This is a genomic window from Oscillatoria salina IIICB1 (assembly GCF_020144665.1).
Classification (GTDB): Bacteria; Cyanobacteriota; Cyanobacteriia; order Cyanobacteriales; family SIO1D9; genus IIICB1.
Genome location: NZ_JAAHBQ010000017.1, coordinates 22223 through 45328, shown reverse-complemented (window position 1 = coordinate 45328; position 23106 = coordinate 22223). Strand labels below are relative to the sequence as shown.

Annotated in this window: 19 protein-coding genes; 15 read left to right on the top strand and 4 right to left on the bottom strand. The window is 40.4% G+C overall.

The genetic code is table 11. From position 1 onward, the window contains the following. Window positions 1-36: 36 nt before the first annotated feature. Window positions 37-993, bottom strand: coding sequence for a YegS/Rv2252/BmrU family lipid kinase (locus tag G3T18_RS06720; RefSeq protein WP_224409771.1), 957 nt, complete (start codon window positions 991-993; stop codon window positions 37-39). A gap of 93 nt (window positions 994-1086) precedes the next feature. Next, a complete protein-coding gene (locus G3T18_RS06715) occupies window positions 1087-3369 on the bottom strand; it encodes a RelA/SpoT family protein (RefSeq protein WP_224409770.1) in 2283 nt (760 codons plus the stop codon). 384 nt (window positions 3370-3753) lie between these two features. Between G3T18_RS06715 and patD the strand changes: the two genes are divergently transcribed. From patD to G3T18_RS06695, 4 genes are all read left to right on the top strand, one after another. After that, a complete protein-coding gene (patD, locus tag G3T18_RS06710) occupies window positions 3754-4113 on the top strand; it encodes a heterocyst frequency control protein PatD (protein ID WP_224409799.1) in 360 nt (119 codons plus the stop codon). 59 nt (window positions 4114-4172) lie between these two features. Then, entirely contained in the window at window positions 4173-4745 is a 573-nt protein-coding gene (locus G3T18_RS06705) for a zf-TFIIB domain-containing protein (protein WP_224409769.1), read from the top strand. A gap of 235 nt (window positions 4746-4980) precedes the next feature. Continuing rightward, complete coding sequence (locus tag G3T18_RS06700) at window positions 4981-6693, top strand: dipeptide ABC transporter ATP-binding protein (protein ID WP_224409768.1); 1713 nt, start codon at window positions 4981-4983, stop codon at window positions 6691-6693. Between the two features lie 279 nt (window positions 6694-6972). Then, complete coding sequence (locus tag G3T18_RS06695; protein WP_224409767.1) at window positions 6973-7710, top strand: DUF4114 domain-containing protein; 738 nt, start codon at window positions 6973-6975, stop codon at window positions 7708-7710. A gap of 123 nt (window positions 7711-7833) precedes the next feature. Here G3T18_RS06695 and G3T18_RS06690 read toward each other — a convergent pair whose 3' ends face one another. Continuing rightward, window positions 7834-9534, bottom strand: coding sequence for an SLBB domain-containing protein (locus G3T18_RS06690; RefSeq protein WP_224409766.1), 1701 nt, complete (start codon window positions 9532-9534; stop codon window positions 7834-7836). Window positions 9535-9695: 161 nt separating this feature from the next. Then, window positions 9696-11990, bottom strand: a complete 2295-nt coding sequence (locus G3T18_RS06685) for a GumC family protein (protein ID WP_224409765.1) — start codon at window positions 11988-11990, stop codon at window positions 9696-9698. Between the two features lie 434 nt (window positions 11991-12424). Here G3T18_RS06685 and G3T18_RS06680 point away from each other — a divergent pair, with 434 nt between their 5' ends. The 11 genes from G3T18_RS06680 (at window position 12425) to G3T18_RS06630 (ending at window position 23102) form a co-directional block, all read left to right on the top strand. Continuing rightward, window positions 12425-13258: an ABC transporter permease gene (locus G3T18_RS06680; protein WP_224409764.1), complete on the top strand. Its 834-nt coding sequence runs from the start codon at window positions 12425-12427 to the stop codon at window positions 13256-13258. 116 nt (window positions 13259-13374) lie between these two features. Next, window positions 13375-14697 carry an ABC transporter ATP-binding protein gene (locus G3T18_RS06675; RefSeq protein ID WP_224409763.1) on the top strand — a complete coding sequence of 441 codons (1323 nt, stop codon included), beginning with the start codon at window positions 13375-13377 and terminating at the stop codon, window positions 14695-14697. Window positions 14698-14708: 11 nt separating this feature from the next. Then, window positions 14709-15443, top strand: a complete 735-nt coding sequence (locus tag G3T18_RS06670; protein WP_224409762.1) for an SGNH/GDSL hydrolase family protein — start codon at window positions 14709-14711, stop codon at window positions 15441-15443. Window positions 15444-15531: 88 nt separating this feature from the next. Continuing rightward, entirely contained in the window at window positions 15532-16416 is an 885-nt protein-coding gene (locus G3T18_RS06665) for a sulfotransferase family protein (protein ID WP_224409761.1), read from the top strand. Continuing rightward, window positions 16413-17183 (top strand): sulfotransferase, encoded by a 771-nt coding sequence (locus tag G3T18_RS06660; RefSeq protein WP_224409760.1) that lies wholly within the window; start codon window positions 16413-16415, stop codon window positions 17181-17183. The genes G3T18_RS06665 and G3T18_RS06660 overlap by 4 nt, the downstream gene beginning before the upstream one ends. 32 nt (window positions 17184-17215) lie before the next feature. Beyond that, window positions 17216-18100, top strand: a complete 885-nt coding sequence (locus G3T18_RS06655) for a sulfotransferase family 2 domain-containing protein (RefSeq protein ID WP_224409759.1) — start codon at window positions 17216-17218, stop codon at window positions 18098-18100. A 49-nt stretch (window positions 18101-18149) separates the two neighbouring features. After that, the gene (locus G3T18_RS06650) at window positions 18150-19115 is read left to right on the top strand and encodes a glycosyltransferase (RefSeq protein ID WP_224409758.1); all 966 of its coding nucleotides are present in this window, start codon (window positions 18150-18152) and stop codon (window positions 19113-19115) included. Continuing rightward, window positions 19112-19990: a sulfotransferase family 2 domain-containing protein gene (locus G3T18_RS06645; protein WP_224409757.1), complete on the top strand. Its 879-nt coding sequence runs from the start codon at window positions 19112-19114 to the stop codon at window positions 19988-19990. The genes G3T18_RS06650 and G3T18_RS06645 overlap by 4 nt, the downstream gene beginning before the upstream one ends. Window positions 19991-20076: 86 nt before the next feature. Next, window positions 20077-21003, top strand: coding sequence for a sulfotransferase family protein (locus tag G3T18_RS06640; protein WP_224409756.1), 927 nt, complete (start codon window positions 20077-20079; stop codon window positions 21001-21003). A 40-nt stretch (window positions 21004-21043) separates the two neighbouring features. Continuing rightward, window positions 21044-21817, top strand: coding sequence for an FkbM family methyltransferase (locus G3T18_RS06635; protein WP_224409755.1), 774 nt, complete (start codon window positions 21044-21046; stop codon window positions 21815-21817). A 64-nt stretch (window positions 21818-21881) separates the two neighbouring features. Then, window positions 21882-23102 (top strand): glycosyltransferase family 4 protein, encoded by a 1221-nt coding sequence (locus G3T18_RS06630; RefSeq protein WP_224409754.1) that lies wholly within the window; start codon window positions 21882-21884, stop codon window positions 23100-23102. Window positions 23103-23106 lie beyond the last annotated feature (4 nt).

The following is a 23106-nucleotide window of genomic DNA, read 5'->3' as shown; positions in this document are numbered from 1 at the left end:
TTTAATATAAAATATTTTTTGATTTACTGAGTTAAGTTATTCTCTTCCTCCAGGAGGAAGTTGGGTAAGTTGTTCTACCGAAGGAGGTCGCTCGTTATCCGACTTAGGAACTAATAAAGTTATTGCTTGTTCGAGACATTCAACTTCAATTGGAGTAGTACCAAGAAGATCGCCATCGAGAGCAACTTGTTGAGGCGGATCGGTATTAATTTTAATCTTTTTAGTACGCAAATAGCCAATATCTTTACGTTGAGCAGGCGTTTTCCCCAAAGCAGTGCGGAGTAAATGATAAGAAGCAGCGATCGCCTGAGTTGCATTTTGGGGTGCAACTACAGTAACATCTAAAAAACCATCATCGGCAACAATTCCGGCTGGACCCTGTGCCAAAATTGAAGTTGCTGGTGCCGCATTAGCGACAGTAATCGCCGCAGCCGTAACTTGAATAATTTCATCTTCAGTTTCTAACACCGCTTCAAAAGGTTCGAGTTCCTGTAGTTGCTGAAAACCTGCAAGAATATAAGCCAATACGCCAAAACGACTTTTTTTCTCTCGATCGGTTTTTTCAATTGTTTCGGCTTCAAAACCGATTCCAGCAAGTAAAACCATTGGTTTACCATTACACTTAGCTGCATCAACGATTGTTTGTTGACCATCAATAATCGTTTGACAAGCTTCCTCAATTGTGTCAGGAATACCTAAAGCAGCAGCAAAAGCATTCGCTGTACCGCGAGAAATAACGCCGAGAGGAATACCCGTATTAATCACCGCTTCCGCAGCAGAAGAAAGCGTACCATCGCCCCCAGAAGCGATAATTAGAGTAGCACCATCAGCGATCGCACCCGAAGCAATTTGATTGGCATTTTTCTCTTTCGTAGTCTGACGGATATCTAAGTCAAACTCAGGTTCTAATAATGCCCGAATGTTCTCTAAATCTTCCTCGGCATTGCTTTGTCCCGCAACCGGGTTGAAAACTAAACAAGCTGGTCGTTTCATAGGTTATCAGTTATCACGTAGCCGCATGAAATAGTTAGCAGTTTACCCAATCCCCTCCTCACCAATCACCAATCCCCTCCTCACCAATCCCACTTACTCACAATCTACCCCACTAACGCGGCGTAGATTCAACACATCGCTCATTTTGCGAATTTGGTTGAGACTGCGTTCGAGTTGTTCGCAATCGCGAATATCAATTTCGAGGGAAATCAAAGCAGGTTTACCTTCACTAGTTTTCACACCTGCATTGCGAATATTAATTTTTTGGTCGCTCAAACGAGCCAAAATATCTTTAAAGACCCCAACGCGATCGAGAACTTCAATCGAGATATTAACCGGATAAGTTTGGCAGCGTCCGTTATTGCCTTCACGGTTCCAGCTTACCGGAATCAAGCGATCGCCAGGTATATCTTCAACGTTACTACAACCTTGACGATGAATCGAAATTCCTTTAGCCCCACGAGTGACGATCCCGATAATCGGTTCGCCGGGAACAGGACGACAACAGCCGGCAATATAATGCAGTAAACCTTCTACTCCAGCAATAGGAGAGTCAGATTTGCGTACTTTGCTACAACTAGCCGTGTAAACGTCATTTTTCCCGCTATCGGTAGTGAGAATTTTAGTTTCTTGTTTATCTGACTCGCTTTCCTCAATCGGTTGTTGGGCTTTCACTTCATCGCGCAGCTTATTCACCACCGAGTTTAAAGTTACTTCACCATAACCGAGGGCAGCCAGGAGATCGTCCACATTTTGATAATTACAACGTTCTGCTACCGCTTGCATCGCCTCGGACTTCAGTACAGACAGCGTGCCATTTTTGCCTAATTCCTTTTCTAAGAGATCCCGACCGCGAGCAAGATTTTCATCTCGATGCGATCGCTTATACCACTGACGAATTTTATTTCTTGCACTAGGAGTAACAGCAAAATTAAGCCAATCTAAACTCGGATGAGAGTTTTTACTAGTGATAATTTCGACAATATCACCGTTGTGTAATTCTGTCTCCAATACCGACCAACGCCCATTAACTCTCGCCCCTTTCATGTGATTTCCCACTTCCGTATGAATCCGATAAGCAAAATCCACCGGAGTTGACCCTTTAGCCAAAGCAATCACATCCCCTTGAGGGGTAAAAACATAGACATCGTCCTCAAATAAATTATCCTTGAGGCTTTCGATATATTCCTGAGCATCTTTAAGGTCATTTTGCCATTCGAGGAGTTGCCGCAACCAAGTAAATTTTTCATCAGCAGTATTTAATTGGGTATTCGAGGAACCACCTGTTTCTTTATACTTCCAGTGAGCAGCGATCCCGTATTCAGCTATTTGGTGCATTTCCAGGGTGCGTATTTGTACCTCTAAAGGACGACCATTTAAACCCACCACAGTCGTATGTAGCGACTGGTAACGATTTGGTTTTGGTAAAGCAATATAATCTTTAAAACGACCGGGAATCGGGCGAAAACTGTCGTGTACCACAGCTAAAGTGCGGTAACATTCGTCCTTCGTCTCTAAGATGATGCGTACAGCAGCAATATCAAAAATTTCACCAAACTCCTTTTGTTGGCGTTGCATCTTCTGATAAATGCTGTAGAGGTGTTTTGGTCTACCGTTGACTTCCCAAACATGAATCCCAATTTCTCCTAAACGAGAACGCAAATTTTCGATCGCCTTTTCTAATCTCGCTTCGCGATCGGATCTTCTTTCAGCGACCAATTCTTGGATTTCTTGATAAGCATCGGGTTCGAGATACTTAAAAGCTAAATCCTCTAATTCCCACTTAAAACGCCCGATCCCCAGTCGATTTGCCAAAGGAGCAAAGATTTCTCTAGTTTCCAAAGCAATACGCTGCTGTTTTTCCGGCTTCAGGTGTTCCAGAGTTCGCATATTGTGCAGCCGATCTGCTAGCTTAACGACAATGACGCGAATATCCTTCGCCATCGCGATAAACATACGGCGGAAATTTTCAGCTTGACGTTCAGTTTTACTAGAAAAATTAAACTTAGAAAGCTTAGTCACACCTTCGACTAGCTGGCGTACCTGAGAACCAAAAAGTTCCTCAATTTCCTCCACCGTGACATCAGTATCTTCCACCACATCATGAAGAAACCCAGCCGCGATCATCGCGCGATCGCCACCCAGATCCCGTAACAAACCTGCTACCGCTACTGGATGAGCAATATAAGGTTCTCCCGATTTGCGATACTGTCCTTGGTGAAGTTGATAAGCAAATTCAAAGGCACGACAAATCAGACTACGATCGTCATCAGCCTCTCGATCTCCAGAAATATTCTGGGATAACAAACATTCTTTCAGCCACTTCGGAGGCTCAAAATCAGTAGTATTAGTTGTAGTAAGTGTAGTTGTGTTCATAGTTGTTTCTCGTTTAGAAATTAGCAATAGAAAAAACTAATGACCAAATCAACCCTTTTTGGTCATAAATCCTTAAGACGCTATGGTTGCAGGTAGAAAAGTTGATTTGTTGTCTTGTTTACCCGTCCTTGACGAACAAAAATAAACAAAATACGAGTTTCAGCCAAAACTGAGAGTTTAGAAGACTCGGAATTAGAAGAAAATACCACCAGAAGTTATAAGCTGGGGTTTTGGCTTTAGGGTTCCAAGAAGCCTCAAAGTTGAAGCAAAGAGGATACAAGTTTAATCCTCTAGTAATAACTATTGGCTCCTAGCTCGTAAATCCGGGCTTTTCCAGAAAGTCGGATTATTATTTAAAGAAATTTTAGCTTAACAGTGCAAACAATGTTGCCGCGATCGCATACCGAACAATACGAAGATTTTCTTAAATCAATCCGGAACTTACAAAAAATATTATCTCAACCCCAGCCAGATCTGGTCTCGCTAAAGGCAGGTTTTCAGCAATCCCAGTGGGTTTACGGACAACAGATTACAACTTTAACCAGTGAAAATCTCGATGTAGATGTTGCTTCCCGTTGGCAGTCAGTACAGACGGAAATCTTACGCGCATGGCGCTTATTACAAACAGAGATCGTATTTTTACAAGCATCACGATCTTTATCAACCTCTGTGGCTAGACTAGCAGCCGCTCAGGAGCGCTTACAAAAACTTATTGACTACTGCGAACTAATGCTGTCATCCTAGCTCTGGAGTCAGAGAACGATAAAATAAGAAAATTTGATAACTAGGAGGCACATCTGACCGTGCAATGTCCGAAATGTAGGAAAGTAGCGCTAGTTGATGGTACTCTTTCAACCAATTTAGCCGCCAAACAATGTCCCCAATGTCAAGGAAGTTGGCTTTCCGGGGACGAATACGAAACTTGGCAAGCAAAACAACACCAACCAGTGGTTCCCCCCGATTTTTTCTCGAAAAACCTTGATGTCAACTTTACTCAATCTCCTCTGGATGCGAAAGCAGCCCTTTGTCCTGAATGCGGTCGCTATTTAGCCCGCGCTAAAGTCAGTATTAGAAATCCTTTTTACGTGGAACGCTGTCCTCAGTGTCAAGGGATTTGGTGCGATCGCGGTGAGTGGGATATCTTAACCAAATTGGGAATACATACGACGCTCGATCGCCTTTTTTCCACCGAATGGCAGTTTCAACTGCAAAAGCAACAGTCTGCGGAAAAGGAACGTCAAACTACGGTGGAAAAACTTGGACCTGAATTAGCCCAAAAGGTCTTTGAATTAGGGGAAATTTTACAGGATCATCCTCACGGAGATTTTGCCCTAGCTTATTTAATGCGACAAGTAGCCCAAAGCCATAAACAGTGAACAGTTAGCAGTTATCAGTTATCAGTTAGCAGTTAGCAGTTAGCAGTTATCAGTTATCAGTTAGCAGTTAGCAGTTAGCAGCGAACAGTTACCAGCGAACAGTTAGCAGTCCCCCATCCCTTCCAATTCCCCCAATTATCCCCACTGTCAATATCGACTACCAACCACCCACTATTCACTGGTAACTGATAACTGGTAACTGTTCACTGAAAACCCCAATCCCTTCTGAAAAACTATGAACGATCCTCTTTTGCGTGTAGAAAACTTACGAGTTGCTTATCCTAATAACAAGCGTAATGCTCAACAACAGTCTTGGGCTGTTGATGATGTTTCTTTTACTCTCAATCCAGGGGAAAAGCTGGGATTGGTGGGAGAATCGGGCTGTGGAAAGTCAACTTTGGGACGAGCGGCGATGCGTTTGCTAGATCCCCAAGGGAAAATTGAGGGACGAGTTACGTTTCAGGGTGAGTCAGTTTTTGATTTAAGTCCAACTCAGTTACGGAAGTTTCGCGGTGAAGCGGTGGCGTTGGTGTTTCAAGATCCGATGACTCGTCTCGATCCCTTAATGACCATTGGCAAACATTGTATCGAGACTTTGAGGGCGCATCAACCAAAGTTATCGCGAGATCGAGCGAAGGAAAAGGCGCTGTCTACTTTGGCGGCGGTGAAAATTCCTGCTAGTCGTTGGGGTCAATATCCGCACGAGTTTAGCGGAGGAATGCGTCAGCGTGTGGCGATCGCTTTAGCTTTACTTCTCGATCCCAAGTTGATTGTTGCTGACGAACCAACTACTAGTCTTGATGTTACAGTGGCTGCGGAGATTTTACAAGAACTCACGCGCTTGTGTCACTCTCGCTCTTTGGCACTGTTGTTAATTTCTCATGATTTGGCAATGGTGGGAGAGTTTTGCGATCGCCTTGCAGTTATGTACAATGGCAAAATTGTCGAAACTGGACCTATAAATTCCCTCCTGAAAGCACCTCAACATGAATATACTCGCTCTTTACTTGAAGCTGCTTTACATATTCAAACTGTCGATCGAGTTGAGGATGCAGAAGCAAAAATTCCAGTTACTAACAGCGAAAATCCCGAACTCGCTAAAAACTTACCCACTAGCGATCGCCAAGATTCAAATCCTATTTTAAGAATTAAAAATCTCAAACAGTATTACACTTTAGAAACCAGTTTACTTCAGCAATTATTTTCACGACAAACTAATTTTATTAAAGCTGTTGACGACGTTAGTTTTGAACTTTATCCTGGGGAAATTTTCGGTTTAGTAGGTGAATCGGGTTGCGGCAAAAGTACCCTTTCCCGGACAATTTTACAGTTAGTTCGCCCTACGTCTGGAAGTGTGGAATTTTTAGGAACAGATTTAACCAAACTTTCAACCTCCCAAATGCGGCAAATGCGTCGCGAGATCCAAATGATTTTTCAAGATCCCCACGCTTGTCTTAACCCTTTAATGACAGTTGGCGATAGTATTGTCGATCCCTTGTATATTCATAACTTAACCACGCCAGCCGAAGCTAAAATCAAAGTAGGGCAAATGTTAGAGCGAGTAGGTTTAACCCCAGTAGAAGACTACACTAACCGCTACCCCGCCGACTTATCCGGAGGACAACAACAGCGCGTAGCGATCGCCCGTGCTTTAATTACTCAACCCAAATTAATTATCTGTGACGAACCCGTAAGTATGCTCGATGCTAGCGTCCAAACTCAAGTATTAGATTTAATGAAATCTCTCAAGGAAGAATTTAAGCTAACTTATTTGTTTATCACACATGACCTCTGGGTAGCAAGATTTTTCTGCGATCGCATCGCCGTTATGAATAGTGGTAAAATAGTAGAAATAGGAGAAACTAACCAAATTTTTACCTCTCCCCAAAATCCCTACACCCAAAAACTGTTACAAGCGGCTCCTTTACTGGCTTCTGGGCAACTCTAAGTTAGTTTTTCTTCTCAGTAAAAACCCAAGACAGCTACGCAAACAATTAACCCTCGAACAATCACCTTCAGAATTAGATCCGTATAAGCACGGAGAAATGATTAGCTAAATTAAAGCAAGCCAAAAGTTATTATCCTAAAATACTCTGATTTTAAAGAGTTAATGAAAATGCTGCAAAACCTCTGGAATTACAAAGAAATGGTGAGTAGCATAGAGGGGGAAGATAAATGAAGTAGGTTAGGTAATTTATTAAGCGTAAGTTTTAAGGAGATAACTGTGATGATTTCCCTCAAAAAAGTCCTTAGTTACACAAGCAGTGCTGCGGTGTTAGCTTTAGGAACAACAGTAGCCATTAGCGGTAGTGCTTCTGCTGCTTCTCTAGCTGAATACGGCAGCTACAGCCTCGACGGAGAAAGCAAAAAGCTAGAAAATTTACAAATTGCCGATTACGATAATCCAGCATTCACAGAAGTAGTTGGCGATCTGAACAACCAATCAGCATTTGAAGGATTTATTAGCACTGGTTCCCTTACCGTTGACCTCTTAGACAACGTTGCCGTTAACTGGAACAAAAACAAGTTCGGTATTTATGAATTAGGGAACGCAGACAACAAACTTGAACTCTTTGATTCAGCATCCCACGGCTGGTGGGATGCTCCGCTCACCTTTAGCAACTTACCCTTTGAAAACTTCGGTTTCTACATTTGGTCAGCAGGTAACGAATACGAACAAGCAGATTATTTCTACAGCGAATCTGCTCTCAACCCAGGTGGAAAAGATCAGTTTGCTACCTACCAAGACGGAGATGACTGGATTTTCGCGATCGAAGATATCGAGGTACTCGGTAATGACTGGTGGAATGATGCAGACTACAACGACATGATTGTCCGAGTATCTGGTATAGCTCCAGGAACTCCCACCGAAACCGTTCCCGAACCGGCTACCCTGTTAGGATTAAGCTTAGTTGGCGGTTCATTTCTGCTCTCTCGCCGTCGTAAAAGCACTCAAAAAAGCTAATTTAATTCATCTAGCTCAATTTTCCTCGATACAACTAAGTAGGGTAATGGATTTGGTTCGATCCATTACCCCATTTTTGTTTAATGACCCGGTTCACTGTTTACTGTTCACTGCTATAGTAGGTTAGTCAAAGATGCGTAAAAAGTTAAACAACGAGAAGAAACGTCCTACAGGACTTAAAACTGTTCCTAACGTATCTGAGACTCTAGTCAAAGTAGAACGATTAACCACAACCACATCGCCAGGGCGTAAAGGTGGATTGTTCTCCTGGTCAATGCCTTCAGAGAAATCAACTGGTATATTTCTTTTCGCAACTGTGCCATTAGGATTGAGGCGAATCAATTCTACGGAGCCTCTACGAGCGCGAGTATTATCAAATCCCCCGGCTGCTAAAATTGCTTGATTTAAAGGAGTATTTGGGGGTACTTCGACTGAACCAGGGTTTTTGACTTCCCCAACAATATTAACCTGAATCCTCTCAGGAGAAAAACTTGCCTCTGCCAAATTTGCGGCTTCAGCCGGATCGATCGCTGTAGCCGTAGGAATGACGATTGTATCTCCATCTTGTAAAAGTACGTCTTGGGCTAAGTCACCACTTTGCAAAAGTTGCCAGAGATTGATGGAAATAACTCTTTCTGTACCTTGTCTTGTGGGTCGCCGAACTTCTACTTGACGCACATCTGCTAAAGCGGTAATCCCGCCAGCAGTTTGAATTGCTTCAGTTAAAGTTGGTGGCGTACTACCACCACCCGCTCCTTGAGAATTACCACCGCCCGCGCTAATGGTGTAAGAACCTGGACGAGTTACTTCACCAACGATCGCTACTTTAACTGGTTCTACTGCCCGAATGCCAAAAGTCGCGTCTGCTAATTGACGATTTTCGGCTGGGTCAATTTGACTGGCAGTAGGAATCAAGATTGTATCTCCCTGCTGTAAGATTAGGTCTTGGGTCAAGTCTCCTTGTCGCAATAATTGCAGCAAATCTATGGCGATGATTTGTTCTCCACCTTGTCTAGTGGGACGACGAACGATGATGCTGCTAACTTCTGCCATCGGGGTAACTCCACCAGCACTTTGAATTGCTCTGGTGACAGTAGGTGGTATTTCTCCTCCTACAGTGTAGGTTCCCGGACGAGACACTTCTCCGACAATGGCAACTTCTCGCGGCTGATTTTGAGGGACAAAGTTCGCTGCTTCAATTTGGCGGAGTTCACCAGGGTCAATATTATTTCTCGTCGGGACAAAAATTTCGTCTCCATCGCGCAAAAGCGGATCTTGAGAAAGATCGCCACTACGAATTAATGCTAATAAATTTACTACTTCCCCGGAACCTGCTTGTCGTCGGATTTGGATTGAGCTAACATCGGCGGCTCCGGTGGTTCCTCCAGCAAGAGTAATTGCTTGGGTAAGAGTCGGAAATTCCGAGCCTTCGAGATTTACTTTAAACGAACCAGGACGATTTACTTCGCCAGCGACGGCTACTTTAATCGGACGAGGTTCAAGGAGACTGACGGTAACAATTGGTCGCCTCACATAAGGAGCGTATTCTCTAGTAATGAGTTGTGTTGCTTGGGGGAGTGTTAGTCCGCGAACATTAACGCTACCAATGATTGGTAAGTTGAGACTACCGTCAATTAAAACTAAATATTCGCCACTATATTCTGGAACATCAAAGACATCAACGCGCACGCGATCGCCTGTTCCGAGAGTATATGCTGCTTGTTGAGCAATTAGCTGGGGATTAATTCTTGTTTGGTTATTAATTTCTGCTGAGGTAATTTGAGCTTGACATTCAACCCCAAAACCAACAGTCGTGCTTGTCACTAGCAAAAAACTGACTAGGTGACGAAGGTTAATTTTGCTGAATTTATCCGATGTATATCTAGATTTTCTCTTCATTCTCGCATCATTATTAATCTTTGCCTGGTAGAGCTACAATTTCCGAGCGGAAACTTTTCCTCAAAATTCTGGGAATCTAAGAATTTTCAATTGACAGATTCCCCATTCCCATTTAAGCTACTTGTTTGGTTTTCAGCCCGATAGTAGCGCTGATAATAACTAGAAGAACTAGGAGTATAGCCTTTAACACCATTGGCGATCGCTCCGAGAACTTTAGTATGAGACATTTTTAACCCATCTAAAACTTGTTTTACTCCCGACTGGTCTGCCTGACCCAACCCTACTACCATAACAATGCCGTCGGTGTGAGCTGCTAGGAGTTTAGCATCAACTAAACCTAGTAGCGGTGGTGTGTCAAAAATGACAAGATCGAAAGATTCTTGCAGTTGTTGGATTAAGTTACGCATTTTTTGCGACGACAGGAGACGAGTCGGGTCGGGCGGAATTTGACCTGCGCTTAAAATGTAGAGATTATCTTCCCCAGGCGATCGCTGGATGACATCATTAACTTCAATATCTGTAGAAATTACATGAGAGAGTCCCCAAACATTGGGCAAATCCATCATTATATGAATTTGAGGGCGGCGCAGATCGGCATCTACCAATAATACTCGTTGTCCCATTGCGGCGGCAGCTTGAGCTAAATTAACCGAAGTAGTTGACTTTCCTTCTGCGGGTACCGAGGAACTAATCGCTAGCGATCGCAGAGGGCGATCGGGACTGATAAAATAGAGATTAGCGTGAAGGGAACGGAAAGCATCTAAAAACGGAGAAGAGTGGTAGTGAGCAGGAGTAACAGACAAAACTGAAGCGCGATCGCCCCTCCGGGTGCTGGGCTTCGCCCAATCGCCACTGGTTTGTCCTTTAACTTGCTTTTGGTAAGGAATTGTCCCCAACAGTGCTAGTCCGGTAATTTCTTTTAAATCATCAGGAGAATGAAATCTGTTGTCAAATTTTTCCGCCAACATTGCTGCACCAATTCCTGCTAGCAAGCCTGCCATTCCGCCAATCAGCAAACCGCGCGGTACATCGGGAGAGATTGGCGCTGACGGTTGAAAAGGATTAGAAATTAGCTGCCAAGGCGTCGCTTTTTGTGCTTCTTCAATTTTGAGAGTTTCTCTCACCGTCAAAAAGCGGTTTAAACTTTCCGTAGCCACTTGCAACTCGCGCTGTAAATCCGTATATTCTCGGATGACAGCAGCCATTTTTTGTAGTTCCTGACGAGCTTGATTTTCCGCTAAGGCGATCGCTACTTGCCGCACTTCAAGAATTTGTCTTTGATTAGTTGCTTCAATCAACTGCTGAGTTAGCTGTAAGCGAATTGGATTAGGAGAAGCAGCCATTGATTGGGCATTTTGGCTAACGCGATCGGTTCCCAAAACTGCCCTTGCTTCTTGTTGCAACAAAGGTAACAAATTTGCTCGTTGCTCTTGTAACCTTTGCATTTGAGGACTTATTTCTGTTAATCTAGCCGATTCGAGAGCAATTTGAGTTTCTATCTGTTGTAGTTGATTTAGTAATTCTTGATAGCGTGGTGCTGCGCTAAGTGCAGAGGCAGTAATTGCCTCATTCATTTCTAAACCTAGTTGCTCAGAAAGTCGTACTGAAAGCGACTGAATTTCGGCTAATTGAGCTTGTGTTTCTTGTTGTTGTTGTTTAATCGCACTCAGTTTACCCGACAACTGTTGACCTTGGCTTTGTGGCTCAATTAAATCGTATTGTTGCCGAAAAATTTGGAGCCTTTCTTGTAGTTTATCTACTCGTTCTTGCAGTTGCGGCAACTGATCTTCAGTAAACTCTAATCCTTGCTGCAAACCACTTTGTTGCTCATTCAATGAGTAATTTATATATCCGGCAGCCACCCGATCTAAAACAATTTTTACCTTTTCTGGATTAGAGTCTTGATAGCGAACTTCTAATATTTGTGTTTGTCCCAAACGATTAATTTTTAAATTGTTTGACAAAGAACTATAATCATAGTTGGGATACTCGGCTTTGATTTTCTCCAAAATCGGAGATAAAACTTTCGGACTAGAAAGTACCTGAATCTGTGTTTCATAATCCACAGATTTTGTTGAGACACCAGCTTGTTCTGCTAAAGGATTGATTTGCTCGTTGGTAAGTTGACCAACCAAAACCTGAAAACGACTTTGATAGATTGGCTCTTCTTGAAATACTCTTACCCCAACCACAGCGCTAACACTAATAGTAACTATCCCAATTAGCCACCAGCGCCTGCGTAACACTCCGAAAATTTTACTAGGGTTGAACGACTCTTCCTCTTCCTTTGCCAAACCCGAAATAGTTGGCGGCAACTGGGGCGGAAGCTGTTTTCCATTCCAATTAGGTGATATTGACTGAGAGTTTCGGTTTGAAATCATAAAACACAGTGATTAAAATTCTTGAAGAACAATTAAGTAAATAATTAAATTCTCGGATTTGAGCATTAATATATTTACTTTTTAGTTAAATAATTTACACCGACCTTAGCGGAAAACCCCCAAATGCACTATTTGCCATTTAAATCGCGATCGCCTGAAGAAAGTAGGAGGCTAGTAAAATTGTCAGCTTTCCTTAGCTGAGCGGCTTCTGAGTCTCGATAATGGTCGATTATTCTCTGTAGGTAGTGCTGATGTGAGCCGACCTTAAGGGGTATCTAGCATTTAGGTTAACATTTTTAATGCTATTCTGTATGGTTGATACTAAAGCCTAGCCCTTGCTAAACCCTTATTGGTAGTTAGCGAGAATTTAAAATTTTTACCTTTGCTAGTGCTAGTAGGTTAAGCTAATACTGCTCGAATATTACTGATTAAATATGATAGATAGCAGTTCCACAGAATTAGTAATTGAAGCAGGTCGCAACAAAAGTCAGTATTGGAAAGACATTTGGCGCTACCGAGAACTGTTCTACTTTCTCGCTTGGCGAGATATTCTCGTGCGTTACAAACAAACAGTCATCGGTATGGCTTGGGCGCTAATTCGACCATTTATGACAATGGTTGTCTTATCAATCGTTTTTGGTAAGCTAGCCAAGTTACCTTCAGAGGGCGCACCCTATCCAATTCTAGTATTTGCAGCCACCCTACCCTGGCAATTTTTTGCTACTTCTCTTGCTTCTTGTAGCACCAGTTTGATAGGTAATTCTAACTTAATTTCTAAAGTATACTTTCCTCGCTTGATTGTCCCAGCAAGTTCAGTGGTGGTAAGTTTTGTGGATTTTTTGGTTTCGGGAATGATTATGCTGGGATTAATGGCTTGGTACAACTTTATCCCTAGCTGGCGGGTAATTACACTACCTGCATTTGTAGCGATCGCTGCTACTGCTAGCCTAGGAGTTGGACTTTGGTTAGCCGCGCTGAATGTACGCTATCGTGATTTCCGCTATATCGTACCATTTATTGTTCAGTTTGGCTTATACATTTCCCCAGTGGGTTTTAGTAGCAGCATTGTCCCCGAAAAATGGCGGCTTCTCTACTCCCTCAATCCGATGGTAGGTGTTATTGACGGCTTTCGCTGGGCAATCTTAGGCGGCGAATCGAAAATTTATTTACCTGGATTTGCCTTATCTGTAGCTTTAGTAATTTTATTATTTGCTACCGGAATCTGGTACTTTCGGAAAGTAGAACGTACCTTTGCTGACGTGATTTAAACACAATCCGGAAACTTATCCGGGATTGTTGTATCTCTAAACAAGCATCAACCAGACCGCTTAATTCTGATAAACTAGCAGAGGTTTCTCTTGATGGTTAATAGCTTTGAGGGCGTATGTCTGACACAGTAATTCGCGTTGAAAATCTCGGCAAAAAATATATAATTGCTCACCAACAGCAAAAGCGGACAAAACTGCTCAGAGAAGCATTAACCAATGGTGCTAAGTCACTTAAATCTAAGCTGATGGCACCATTAGGAAACAAAGTTTCTACTCCCTCTAAAGAAGAATTTTGGGCGCTTGCGGATGTTTGTTTTGAAGTTAAACAAGGAGATGTTATAGGCATTATCGGTCGCAATGGTGCTGGAAAATCCACTCTCTTAAAAATTTTAAGTCGCATTACCGAACCTACGACAGGTCGCATTTATCTCCAGGGGCGAGTAGCAAGTTTATTAGAAGTTGGAACGGGATTTCACCCAGAACTCACCGGACGAGAAAATATCTTTCTCAACGGGGCAATTTTGGGGATGAGTAAAGCAGAAATCAAGAAAAAATTTGACGAAATTGTCGCATTTGCTGAGGTAGAAAAATTTCTCGATACCCCTGTCAAACGCTATTCTTCCGGAATGTATGTTCGGTTGGCTTTTGCGGTAGCCGCTCATTTAGAACCGGAAATTTTGATAGTAGATGAAGTTTTGGCAGTCGGTGACGCTCAATTTCAAAAAAAGTGTTTAGGTAAAATGGGAGATGTGGCGACAAAGGAAGGGCGGACAGTATTATTTGTTAGCCATAGTATGCCATCCGTACAAAGGCTTTGTTCTCGAGCTTTATTGCTAGAACAAGGTAAATTAGTATTGGCTGGAGAAGTCAGTTCAGCAGTCGAACGCTATTTGAATAATACAGATATAGCCACAAAACATCAGTTTAATTTATTAAATCACCCACGCCCAAAGGGAAACCAGGCAAACATTCTTTTTAGTAAATGTTTAATTATTGATTCCCGAAGAGAAATTAACTCTAGCCTACGTTTAGGCGAACCTTTTGCTGTCCATTTAGAAGCTATTTCTAGAAATTATTACGAAGATTTATCTCTAGTAGTAGGTGTAGACACAGCAGATGAAAGACGAATTTCTACAGTTATTAGTAACGATTTTGGCACAGTTTTTACTGTAGCACCTAATATACCTTTACGAGTTAATGTTTGGTTTGAGGAACTGATTCTTTATCCAGGTAATTATTCAGTTTCTATTGCAATTCGTAGTGGTCGGAGATCCTTGGATACACTAATGTATATTACCCGATTTCAAGTGTCTCTTCTTACTTATGAAAATACTCCACCTCACAATCATTCTGGTGGAATGGTCAAAACTAAAGCGAGGTGGGAAAAAACTTCCCAAGAACATAGCTTTTTAGAATTGCTTGGAAGCCAGCAACAATGAAGGTGAAATAAATGCTAAATTATTGGCAAAGAAAAATTTATTACTCAAGAGTTTATCAGCAAATACTAAAAATAACTGGCTCTAAGGTAATACATTGCTTAGGAGATAGTCATATTAAAATTTTTGAGTATATTAGTCGAGAGAATTTTTGGTTCCATACTCGCTTTAAATTTTCTTTAGTTCAAGGTGGAACAGCAATGGGTTTAGGACACCCAAAGTCAAAAACTCAAGCCATAAAAGTATTCTCTGAGTATTTACAAAAAGTTCCTAAAAATGATTGGTTGCTTTTCTGTCTTGGCGAAGTAGATTGCGGTTTTGTAATTTGGTATAGAGCAGAAAAATATGGAGTTTCAGTTGAAGAGCAGTTTGAGTATTCGCTTGAAAATTATTTAAATTTTTTGGATGAGCTAGATAAGCAAGGATTTAAAAAGATAATTATTTCGAGCGTGCCTTTACCAACTATTATAGACGATCAAGATTGGGGAGAAGTAGCTAAATTGCGTCGCAGTATCAAAACAAGTCTTCAACAAAGAACGGCGCTAACAAGAAAATATAATCGCCACCTGCAAAATTATTGCGAAAAGCGAGATTGGTTTTTTCTAGATTTTGAATCAGAAATATTAGATCCAGATACAGGTACAGTCGCTCATCAATACCGTCATCCAAATCCTTTAGACCATCACTTAAATGCTAAAACCGTAGCCCCAATAATAACCCAGAAAATAAAACAATTGGGCTATTGGTAAAGATTGATAAGTTGGCAATTTTGTTTCAAAAGAATCTATAAACGATCGACTATAAAATAATTAGATATGTACTGCTTAAAATAAAAAAATGCTGAATAATTCCTGGAAAACCCAAATTAAAGCTAAAGTCTATAGATTGTTTCCCAACAAAAAAATTCTTACCGATCCTGTATTTATTATCGGTTGTGGGAGATCGGGTACTACTATTTTAGGAACACTATTATCTCAACATCCCCAGTTAGCTTATCTTAATGAGCCTCGATATATTTGGTACTGCGAACCAAAAACAGATATTTGGACAGAAGAAGCACAAAGGCGAAGTGGTAAATTACAGTTGACGGCTAAAGACTTGAACAAAAAAACTGCTGCCAAGATTAAGCAAAAATTTGCTTTGCAAGTTCGCTTACAAAATGGTCGGCGTTTGGTAGAAAAATTGCCAATTAATAGTTTTCGGATTGATTTTATTAATTCTCTATTTCCTGATGCCAGGTTTGTGCATTTAATTCGCAATGGCATAGAGGTAGCAAAATCAATTGCCAAACTATCAGAAACTCAGGCTTGGTTCGGAGTAAATAATAATAACTATAAATGGCAACTTTTGAGTGAATATGCTTCTGCGAGGGGACAGGGAGAATTAGTCCCCCTTTGTACAGATAACTTTCTCCAGGGAATGCTGGAATGGCGCTTGAGTGTGGAAAGTGCAATTGAGGGATTGAGTAATATAGAGAGCGATCGCTGGCTAGAGATTCGCTACGAAGATTTACTGGAAAAGCCGATCGCCGTTTGTACCAGACTCGAACAATTCATCGGGGTGGAACCGAGTCAAGAAATGCGGCAATTTGCTGCTACTCAAATTACTCGCAAGTCGCCTCCAGCTAGCCGACATACTCTCAGTCCAACAGTACAGCCGATTGCTGGCGAACTGCTGATGAGATTGAACTACACCTACGCAAGTGAGGAATTGCCAAAATGAAAAACTGCCTAATTCTCGGTTCTGGTCGCAGTGGTACGAGTATGGTAGCAGCTACGTTAGCTAAAGCAGGTTACTTTATGGGCGATCGCCTCTCTACTGAAAGATTTAGTAACCCAATGGGTAATTTTGAGGATATAGAAATCAATCGTCTTAATGAGATCCTACTTGCTCAAGTAGTACCCAAAAGACCGAGGTTTATCGGTAACTACTTCTTTCGTCACCGACCTATTATGTGGCAGAGATGGCTATCATCTGTACCGCTAAATATAGATCTTCCTGCTTCAGAATTAGTTACTAAACAAATTACAGCTTTAACTGCTAGAGAACCTTATTGTTTCAAAGATCCTCGCTTTTCTTACACCCTCCCTGTGTGGCGACCATTTCTTAAAGATACGGTATTTGTTTGTGTGTTTCGAGAACCAGCAACCACAGCAGAAAGTATCTTGAAACTGTCTCAAAAAGCACCATATTTACAAAATTTCTCGATTAATTGGGAACGAGCTATACAAGTCTGGACTCTTATGTATAAACATATTCTAGAAATTCATCGTTATCAAGGTGAATGGCTGTTTTTACACTATAATCAAGCAGTAACTCCCCCAGGTTTGACAAGATTAGCAGCATTCACAGAAGCAGCCGTTGATTATTCGGTTCCCGATCCTTCCCTATGTCAATCATTTTCCAATGCTACCGTTTCTGAGCAAGCTCAAAAAATTTATCATCAACTTTGCCAGTTAGCCGCATATCAAGAGCCAGTATTTGCTTAAGTTTAATTTGTTCGTTTTGAAAAATAAAGTTTATGAATAATCACGAAAAAGCAAAATCATTAATTTTTCTTCATATTCCTAAGTCAGCAGGAACTACATTAAACAAAATTATCGAAAATAATTATGACAAAGAGGCTATATTTACCATTGGTATCGATACCCAAGGAAGTATAAATAAATTTAAAAATATTCCTGAACTAGAAAGAAAAAAAATTAAGGTCTTGAAAGGACATATGCCATTTGGTCTTCATGAACTGATGCCTCAACCCTGCACTTATATTACTTTACTACGGCATCCCGTAGAAAGGATTATTTCAAGTTATCACTATATTTTAAGATCGCCTGTTCACTACTTACATAACTACGTCACCACTAAACAAATAAGTTTAGAAAATTTTGTTTCAACTGGGATGTCTACTGATACGGATAATGGGCAAACTAGGCGTTTGGCAGGAGTTTCCGCAGGAAAATTGTCAGGAGAGCGAATTGTTGATTTTGGCGAGTGTTATCCAGAATTACTAACGCAGGCAAAAGAAAATTTAATTAACCATTTTTCCGTGGTAGGAGTTGTCGATAAATTCGACGAATCATTACTTTTAATGAAGAAGGAATTAGCTTGGAATAATTGCTACTATATTTCGAGAAATATAACCAAACATAAACCAAACGAACGCCAAATCAAAAAAGAAACTATCGAGATTATCAAAGAAAACAATCAACTCGATCTGCAACTATACACTTTTGCTCAAGAATTACTATCCCAAAAAATAGAGAAGCAAGGCAATCGTTTTGCCCAAGAGTTGAAAAATTTTCAAGCCAAAAATAATCTTTATGCCCGTTTCAATCGTTTAAAATATTGGTCTCGGCTCGAAGCAAGTAGATTGAAAAAGTTAGTTATGGGAGCTAAATATAGCTAGTAGAAAAAAAATTTGCCAAACAGTTCTTTATCTAAATTTTTTGAGGCTAATGAGTTTGTCTATTGAAGTTGCTATCTGTACTTACAATAATGCTTTATTGCTCGATCGCACTCTGGCTACTATTGCCAAACAGCAAGTAGACTCATCGATAACATGGTCGGTGCTAGTGGTAGATAATAACAGCACCGACGAAACCGCCGCGATCGCACAACGCTATATAGATGCTGGTACAATTCCTCAGCTACGTTTAGTGAAGGAACCCCAACAAGGGTTAAGCTATGCTCGGATCTGTGCCGTGCGATCGACAGATTCGGAGTTAATTGCTTTTGTTGACGATGACTGTCTTCTCTCGCCAGATTGGGTACAGCAAGCAGTAACCTTTTTTCAGGAACATCTCCAAGCTGGTGCAGTTGGTAGCAGAGTAAAATTGCTCTGGGAAGTCCCCCCACCAGAGGAAATTTTGCCGTTTCAAGGTTATTTATCTGCATACGATCGCGGTGACTTACCCTTACAAATGCCCTCGGTAGGGAATACTTATCTCGTGGGTGCAGGTTTAGTCGTGCGGCGATCGGCATTATTAGCCTCTGGTTGGTTAGAAAAAACAGCATTGGTAGGTAGAAACGGCAAATGCTTGACTGCTGGTGACGACAGCGAAATAGTTTTGCGGATTCGCAACGCAGGTTACGAACTTTGGTACAATCCTGCTATGCAGCTACAGCACTATATACCTCAAAAGCGAATTTCACCTCAGTATTTACAGCGATTAATCAGAGGAATTGGTCAAAGTCAACCTTTTCTATATGTTTTGGGAAACCGTCTTCAGCCTAATTTAGCAGTGCGCTTATCTACCTGCGGCAAGAGTATGCGGTATTTTAGCAAAGTCTTAACTAGCATTATCTATCGAAATCTTTTTCAAGCTCATCCATTAACAGCAGAGCGTCTACTGTACCTAAATCACTCTCTAGGTAGGCTACAGGGAGCGCTCCAATTATTTTTACGAGGATATCAAGTATGAAAAACTTTAGCCAAACACCAAAGCCAGAAAAAACATTAATTTTTGTACATATACCAAAAACAGCCGGTTCTACTTTATCAAGTATTCTTGAACGACAATACGATCCAAGCAAGACTTGGAAATTTTATCCTACTTATTCATCTGCTCGAGAGTCATTTAATTACTTTCAGAAACTACCTGAATCAGAAAGAATAAAATTCAAGCTAGTAAGCGGACACATTTATTATGGTTTGCACGATCTGCTTCCTCAACCATCTACTTACATAACTATGTTGCGAGATCCAATCGATCGCCTAGTTTCCAGTTATTATTTTATCCGTCGGCACTCTACTCATCCTTTTCATCAAGATGCTAAATCTATGAGTTTAATAGACTTTTTCTCCTGTGTTGAAAGAACGAGAGGGTTTAACAACTGTCAAGTTAGATTTTTAGCTGGTTATGATGGGGATAGTGTTAATGAAGAAGTTTTGTCACTTGCTAAACAAAATTTGCAATCAAGTTTTGCTGTAGTTGGTCTTCAGGAAAAATTCGATGAAAGTATTATTTTAATGAAAAATTTATTAGGATGGCATCATCATTTTTTTTATAGCAAAAAATTGGTCAGCAAAAAACGTCCGGCAAAAGAAAAATTATCACCAGCCGAACTCAAAATTATGGAAAAACATAACGAACTCGATCTGGAACTGTACGAATATGCTCGAAAAATTTTTCGAGCCAGAGTTAGCGAACTAGGAAGTGATTTACAAAGGAATTTAAAATTTTTCAGGTATTTTAATCAGTTATACAAGTCTTACTCTTATTTTTTAGAATCCTCGCATCAGGTACAAAAAAAAATACAATCCCTATTGCACAACTCAAATGATGGAATTTCGTGATGAAATGAAAAATAATGCCATATTTGCAGAAATTGTCTAAGCAAGTAAAAATTTATTATTGCTACACTATATAACTTCGCGATCTCATGAACGCTGTCAATGAATCTTTACAATTTTCATCATCTTCTAATCCTCAACCTAACTTCTTTATTGTAGGTGCTGCTAAGTCGGGGACAACTTCTCTTTGGATGTATCTCAAACAACACCCAGAAATTTTTATGCCTAAACGAATAGCAGATAAAGAACCCTCATTTTTTTGTCATTTATACGGATACAGCGATTTTGATGCTTATCTGCGACTATTTGCTGATGTTAAAGAAGAGAAAGCTATCGGCGAAGCTTCACACGCTTATCTCACATCTCCGGAAAGTGCAGCTTGGATTAAAAAGGTTTATCCTCAAGCTAAAATCATCATTGTTTTACGCAATCCAGTAGATCGGGCGTATTCTCTTTACAATTGGATGATTAGTGCTGGATATGAGTGGATAGATTCCTTTGAAAAGGCTTTAAATTCCGAAGAAGAAAGATTAAACAACCAATATTTTAAGCATAATAACCCCCAGTTTTACTATAATTATTTATATTTTTCTTCTGGGCTTTATGATTTACAAGTAAAGCGTTATTTAGAAAATTTCCCGAGAAAAAAAGTTAAAATAATTTTATTTGAAGAGCTTAAAGATAATCCAGTATTGACTACCCAAAGAATATTTAATTTTTTAGATGTAGATAGCTCTTTTGTGCCGGAAGTATCAATACACAATCCGGGGAAATTACCTTTCTCTGTATCAACACAATATTTCACTAAGCAAAAGTTAATGAAGTATCTACACAAGCTTCATATTCCCAAAGCAGGTAGAATTCAAAAAACTGTCTTGAATACAAATTTATTTTTTGGACAGTTTCGTCCTTGGTATCTAACTGCTGAAACTCGGCGTAATTTGCAAGATCGCTATCGGGATAATATTCTGAATACGGCTAATTTGATAGAAAGAGATTTAGGAGCTTGGTTATAATATGATTTTCCAAAGATTAAAAAACGCCAGTAAATTATTTTTGCAACCTGCATACAGAAAATCTTATTTAGAAAGACAACGTTTGAAAAAGATGCCGCGCTATATGGCTACTTCTACTGAAGTATTGGGAAAAGAAATTGAATTAGTTGATGCGGCTTCTTTTTTGTTTATGTATAAAGAGATTTTTAAACAAGAAATATATAAATTTAAAGCAAACAAGAAAAATCCGACTATTATAGATTGTGGGGCTAATATTGGTTTAAGTATTTTATATTTTAAACAACTTTATCCAGAAAGCCAGATTATAGCATTTGAGCCAGATAATAAAGTTTTTAGCATTTTAGAAAGAAATGTTAAACAATTTAGTTTTGCTGATGTCAAATTAGTTAAAAAAGCTATTTGGAGTTCAGAAACTACCTTAGAATTTATGTCCGAAGGTGCTGATGGAGGTAGAATTGTTCAACTTGAATCAGAAAGGGAAAAGTATCAGGTATCAACAATTCGTCTACGAGAATATCTTACTCAACCAGTAGAGTTTGTTAAGTTAGATATAGAAGGTGCGGAAACAGAAGTAGTGCAAGATTGTCAAGATTTACTTAGAAATATTGACAATCTTTTTGTAGAATATCACTCATTTGTCAATGAGAAGCAAAGTGTAGACATTATCTTAAAAATTTTATCGGAAGCTGGATTTAGAATTCATATTCATCCTTCAGTTATTTCTCCTCAACCTTTCTACCATCGAGATATTTGTTTGGGAATGGATTTACAACTAAATATTTTTGCCTTTCGGGAAAAACATGAAATATCTTAACCTAGGTTTTGGAAATAGATTTCATTCCAGATTCTCTTTATATGGAAGCAATTAAACCAGCTAAATGAAAGTTTTGCACATAAATCAATCTGATGTAAGTGGTGGTGCAGCGATCGCCGGTTACAGACTGCATCAAGGTTTACTAGCTAAGGGGATTGACTCTCGCTTACTGGTGGGAACTGTGAAAACCAGCAGCGATCGCGTCGCTGCTACTCCTCCTCGCAAATACCGTCTCGAAAATCAAATTATTCGCTTAACTCGGCGACTAGGATTGAACTATCTTCATCTCCTTAGTAGCTTCGATATTCCAGAACATCCTTTTTATCAACAAGCAGATGTTCTCAACTTTCACAACCTCCACCTCGGTTACTTTAACTACCTAGCAATTCCCTTATTAACTAAGCATAAACCAGCTTTATTTACTCTCCATGATATGTGGAGTTTTACAGGTCACTGTGCCTATAGCTACGACTGCGATCGCTGGAAAATAGGTTGTGGTAAATGTCCTTATCCGGATATTTATCCACCTATTCAACAAGATAATACTCATTTAGAGTGGAAGTTAAAAAACTGGGTTTACAGCCGTTCTAAGCTTACCATTGTTACTCTTAGTAAATGGCTGACAGAGCAGGTTGAACAAAGTATGCTCAACTGCTTTCCCATTTATCACATTCCTAATGGAATTGATACTTCAGCTTATCAACCTTTAGATTCTAATTTATGTCGTCAGCTACTCGACATTCCAGTCACAAAAAAAGTAATTATGTTTGGAGCAGAAAGTATCACTTTAGTTCGTAAAGGAGGCGATCTGCTCTTAAAAGCTTTAACTAGCTTACCCAAATCTCTTCAAGCGGAATTATTATTGCTGACTATTGGTGAAGGTGGCGAAGCGATCGCGCAGACTGCGGGAATTTCTACCCTAAATTTAGGCTACGTCAGCAGCGATCGCCTGAAATCAGTTGCTTATTCTGCTGCTGACTTATTTGTTTTTCCCACCCGTGCCGATAACTTACCTTTAATGCTACAAGAAAGTATGGCTTGCGGTACACCAATGGTATCTTTTAAGATTGGTGGCGTTCCCGATTTAGTACGCCCAGGAATAACAGGTGCGATCGCCGAACCAGAAAACCCCCAAGATTTTTCTGAGAAAATTGTCCAGCTACTCGAAGATGTAAATCTCCGAGAAAAAATGAGTCAAAACTGTCGCGCGATCGCGGTTCAAGAATATTCCCTCGATCTCCAAGGAAAGCGATATCTTGAACTCTATCAACAGCTACTCAACTAAACTA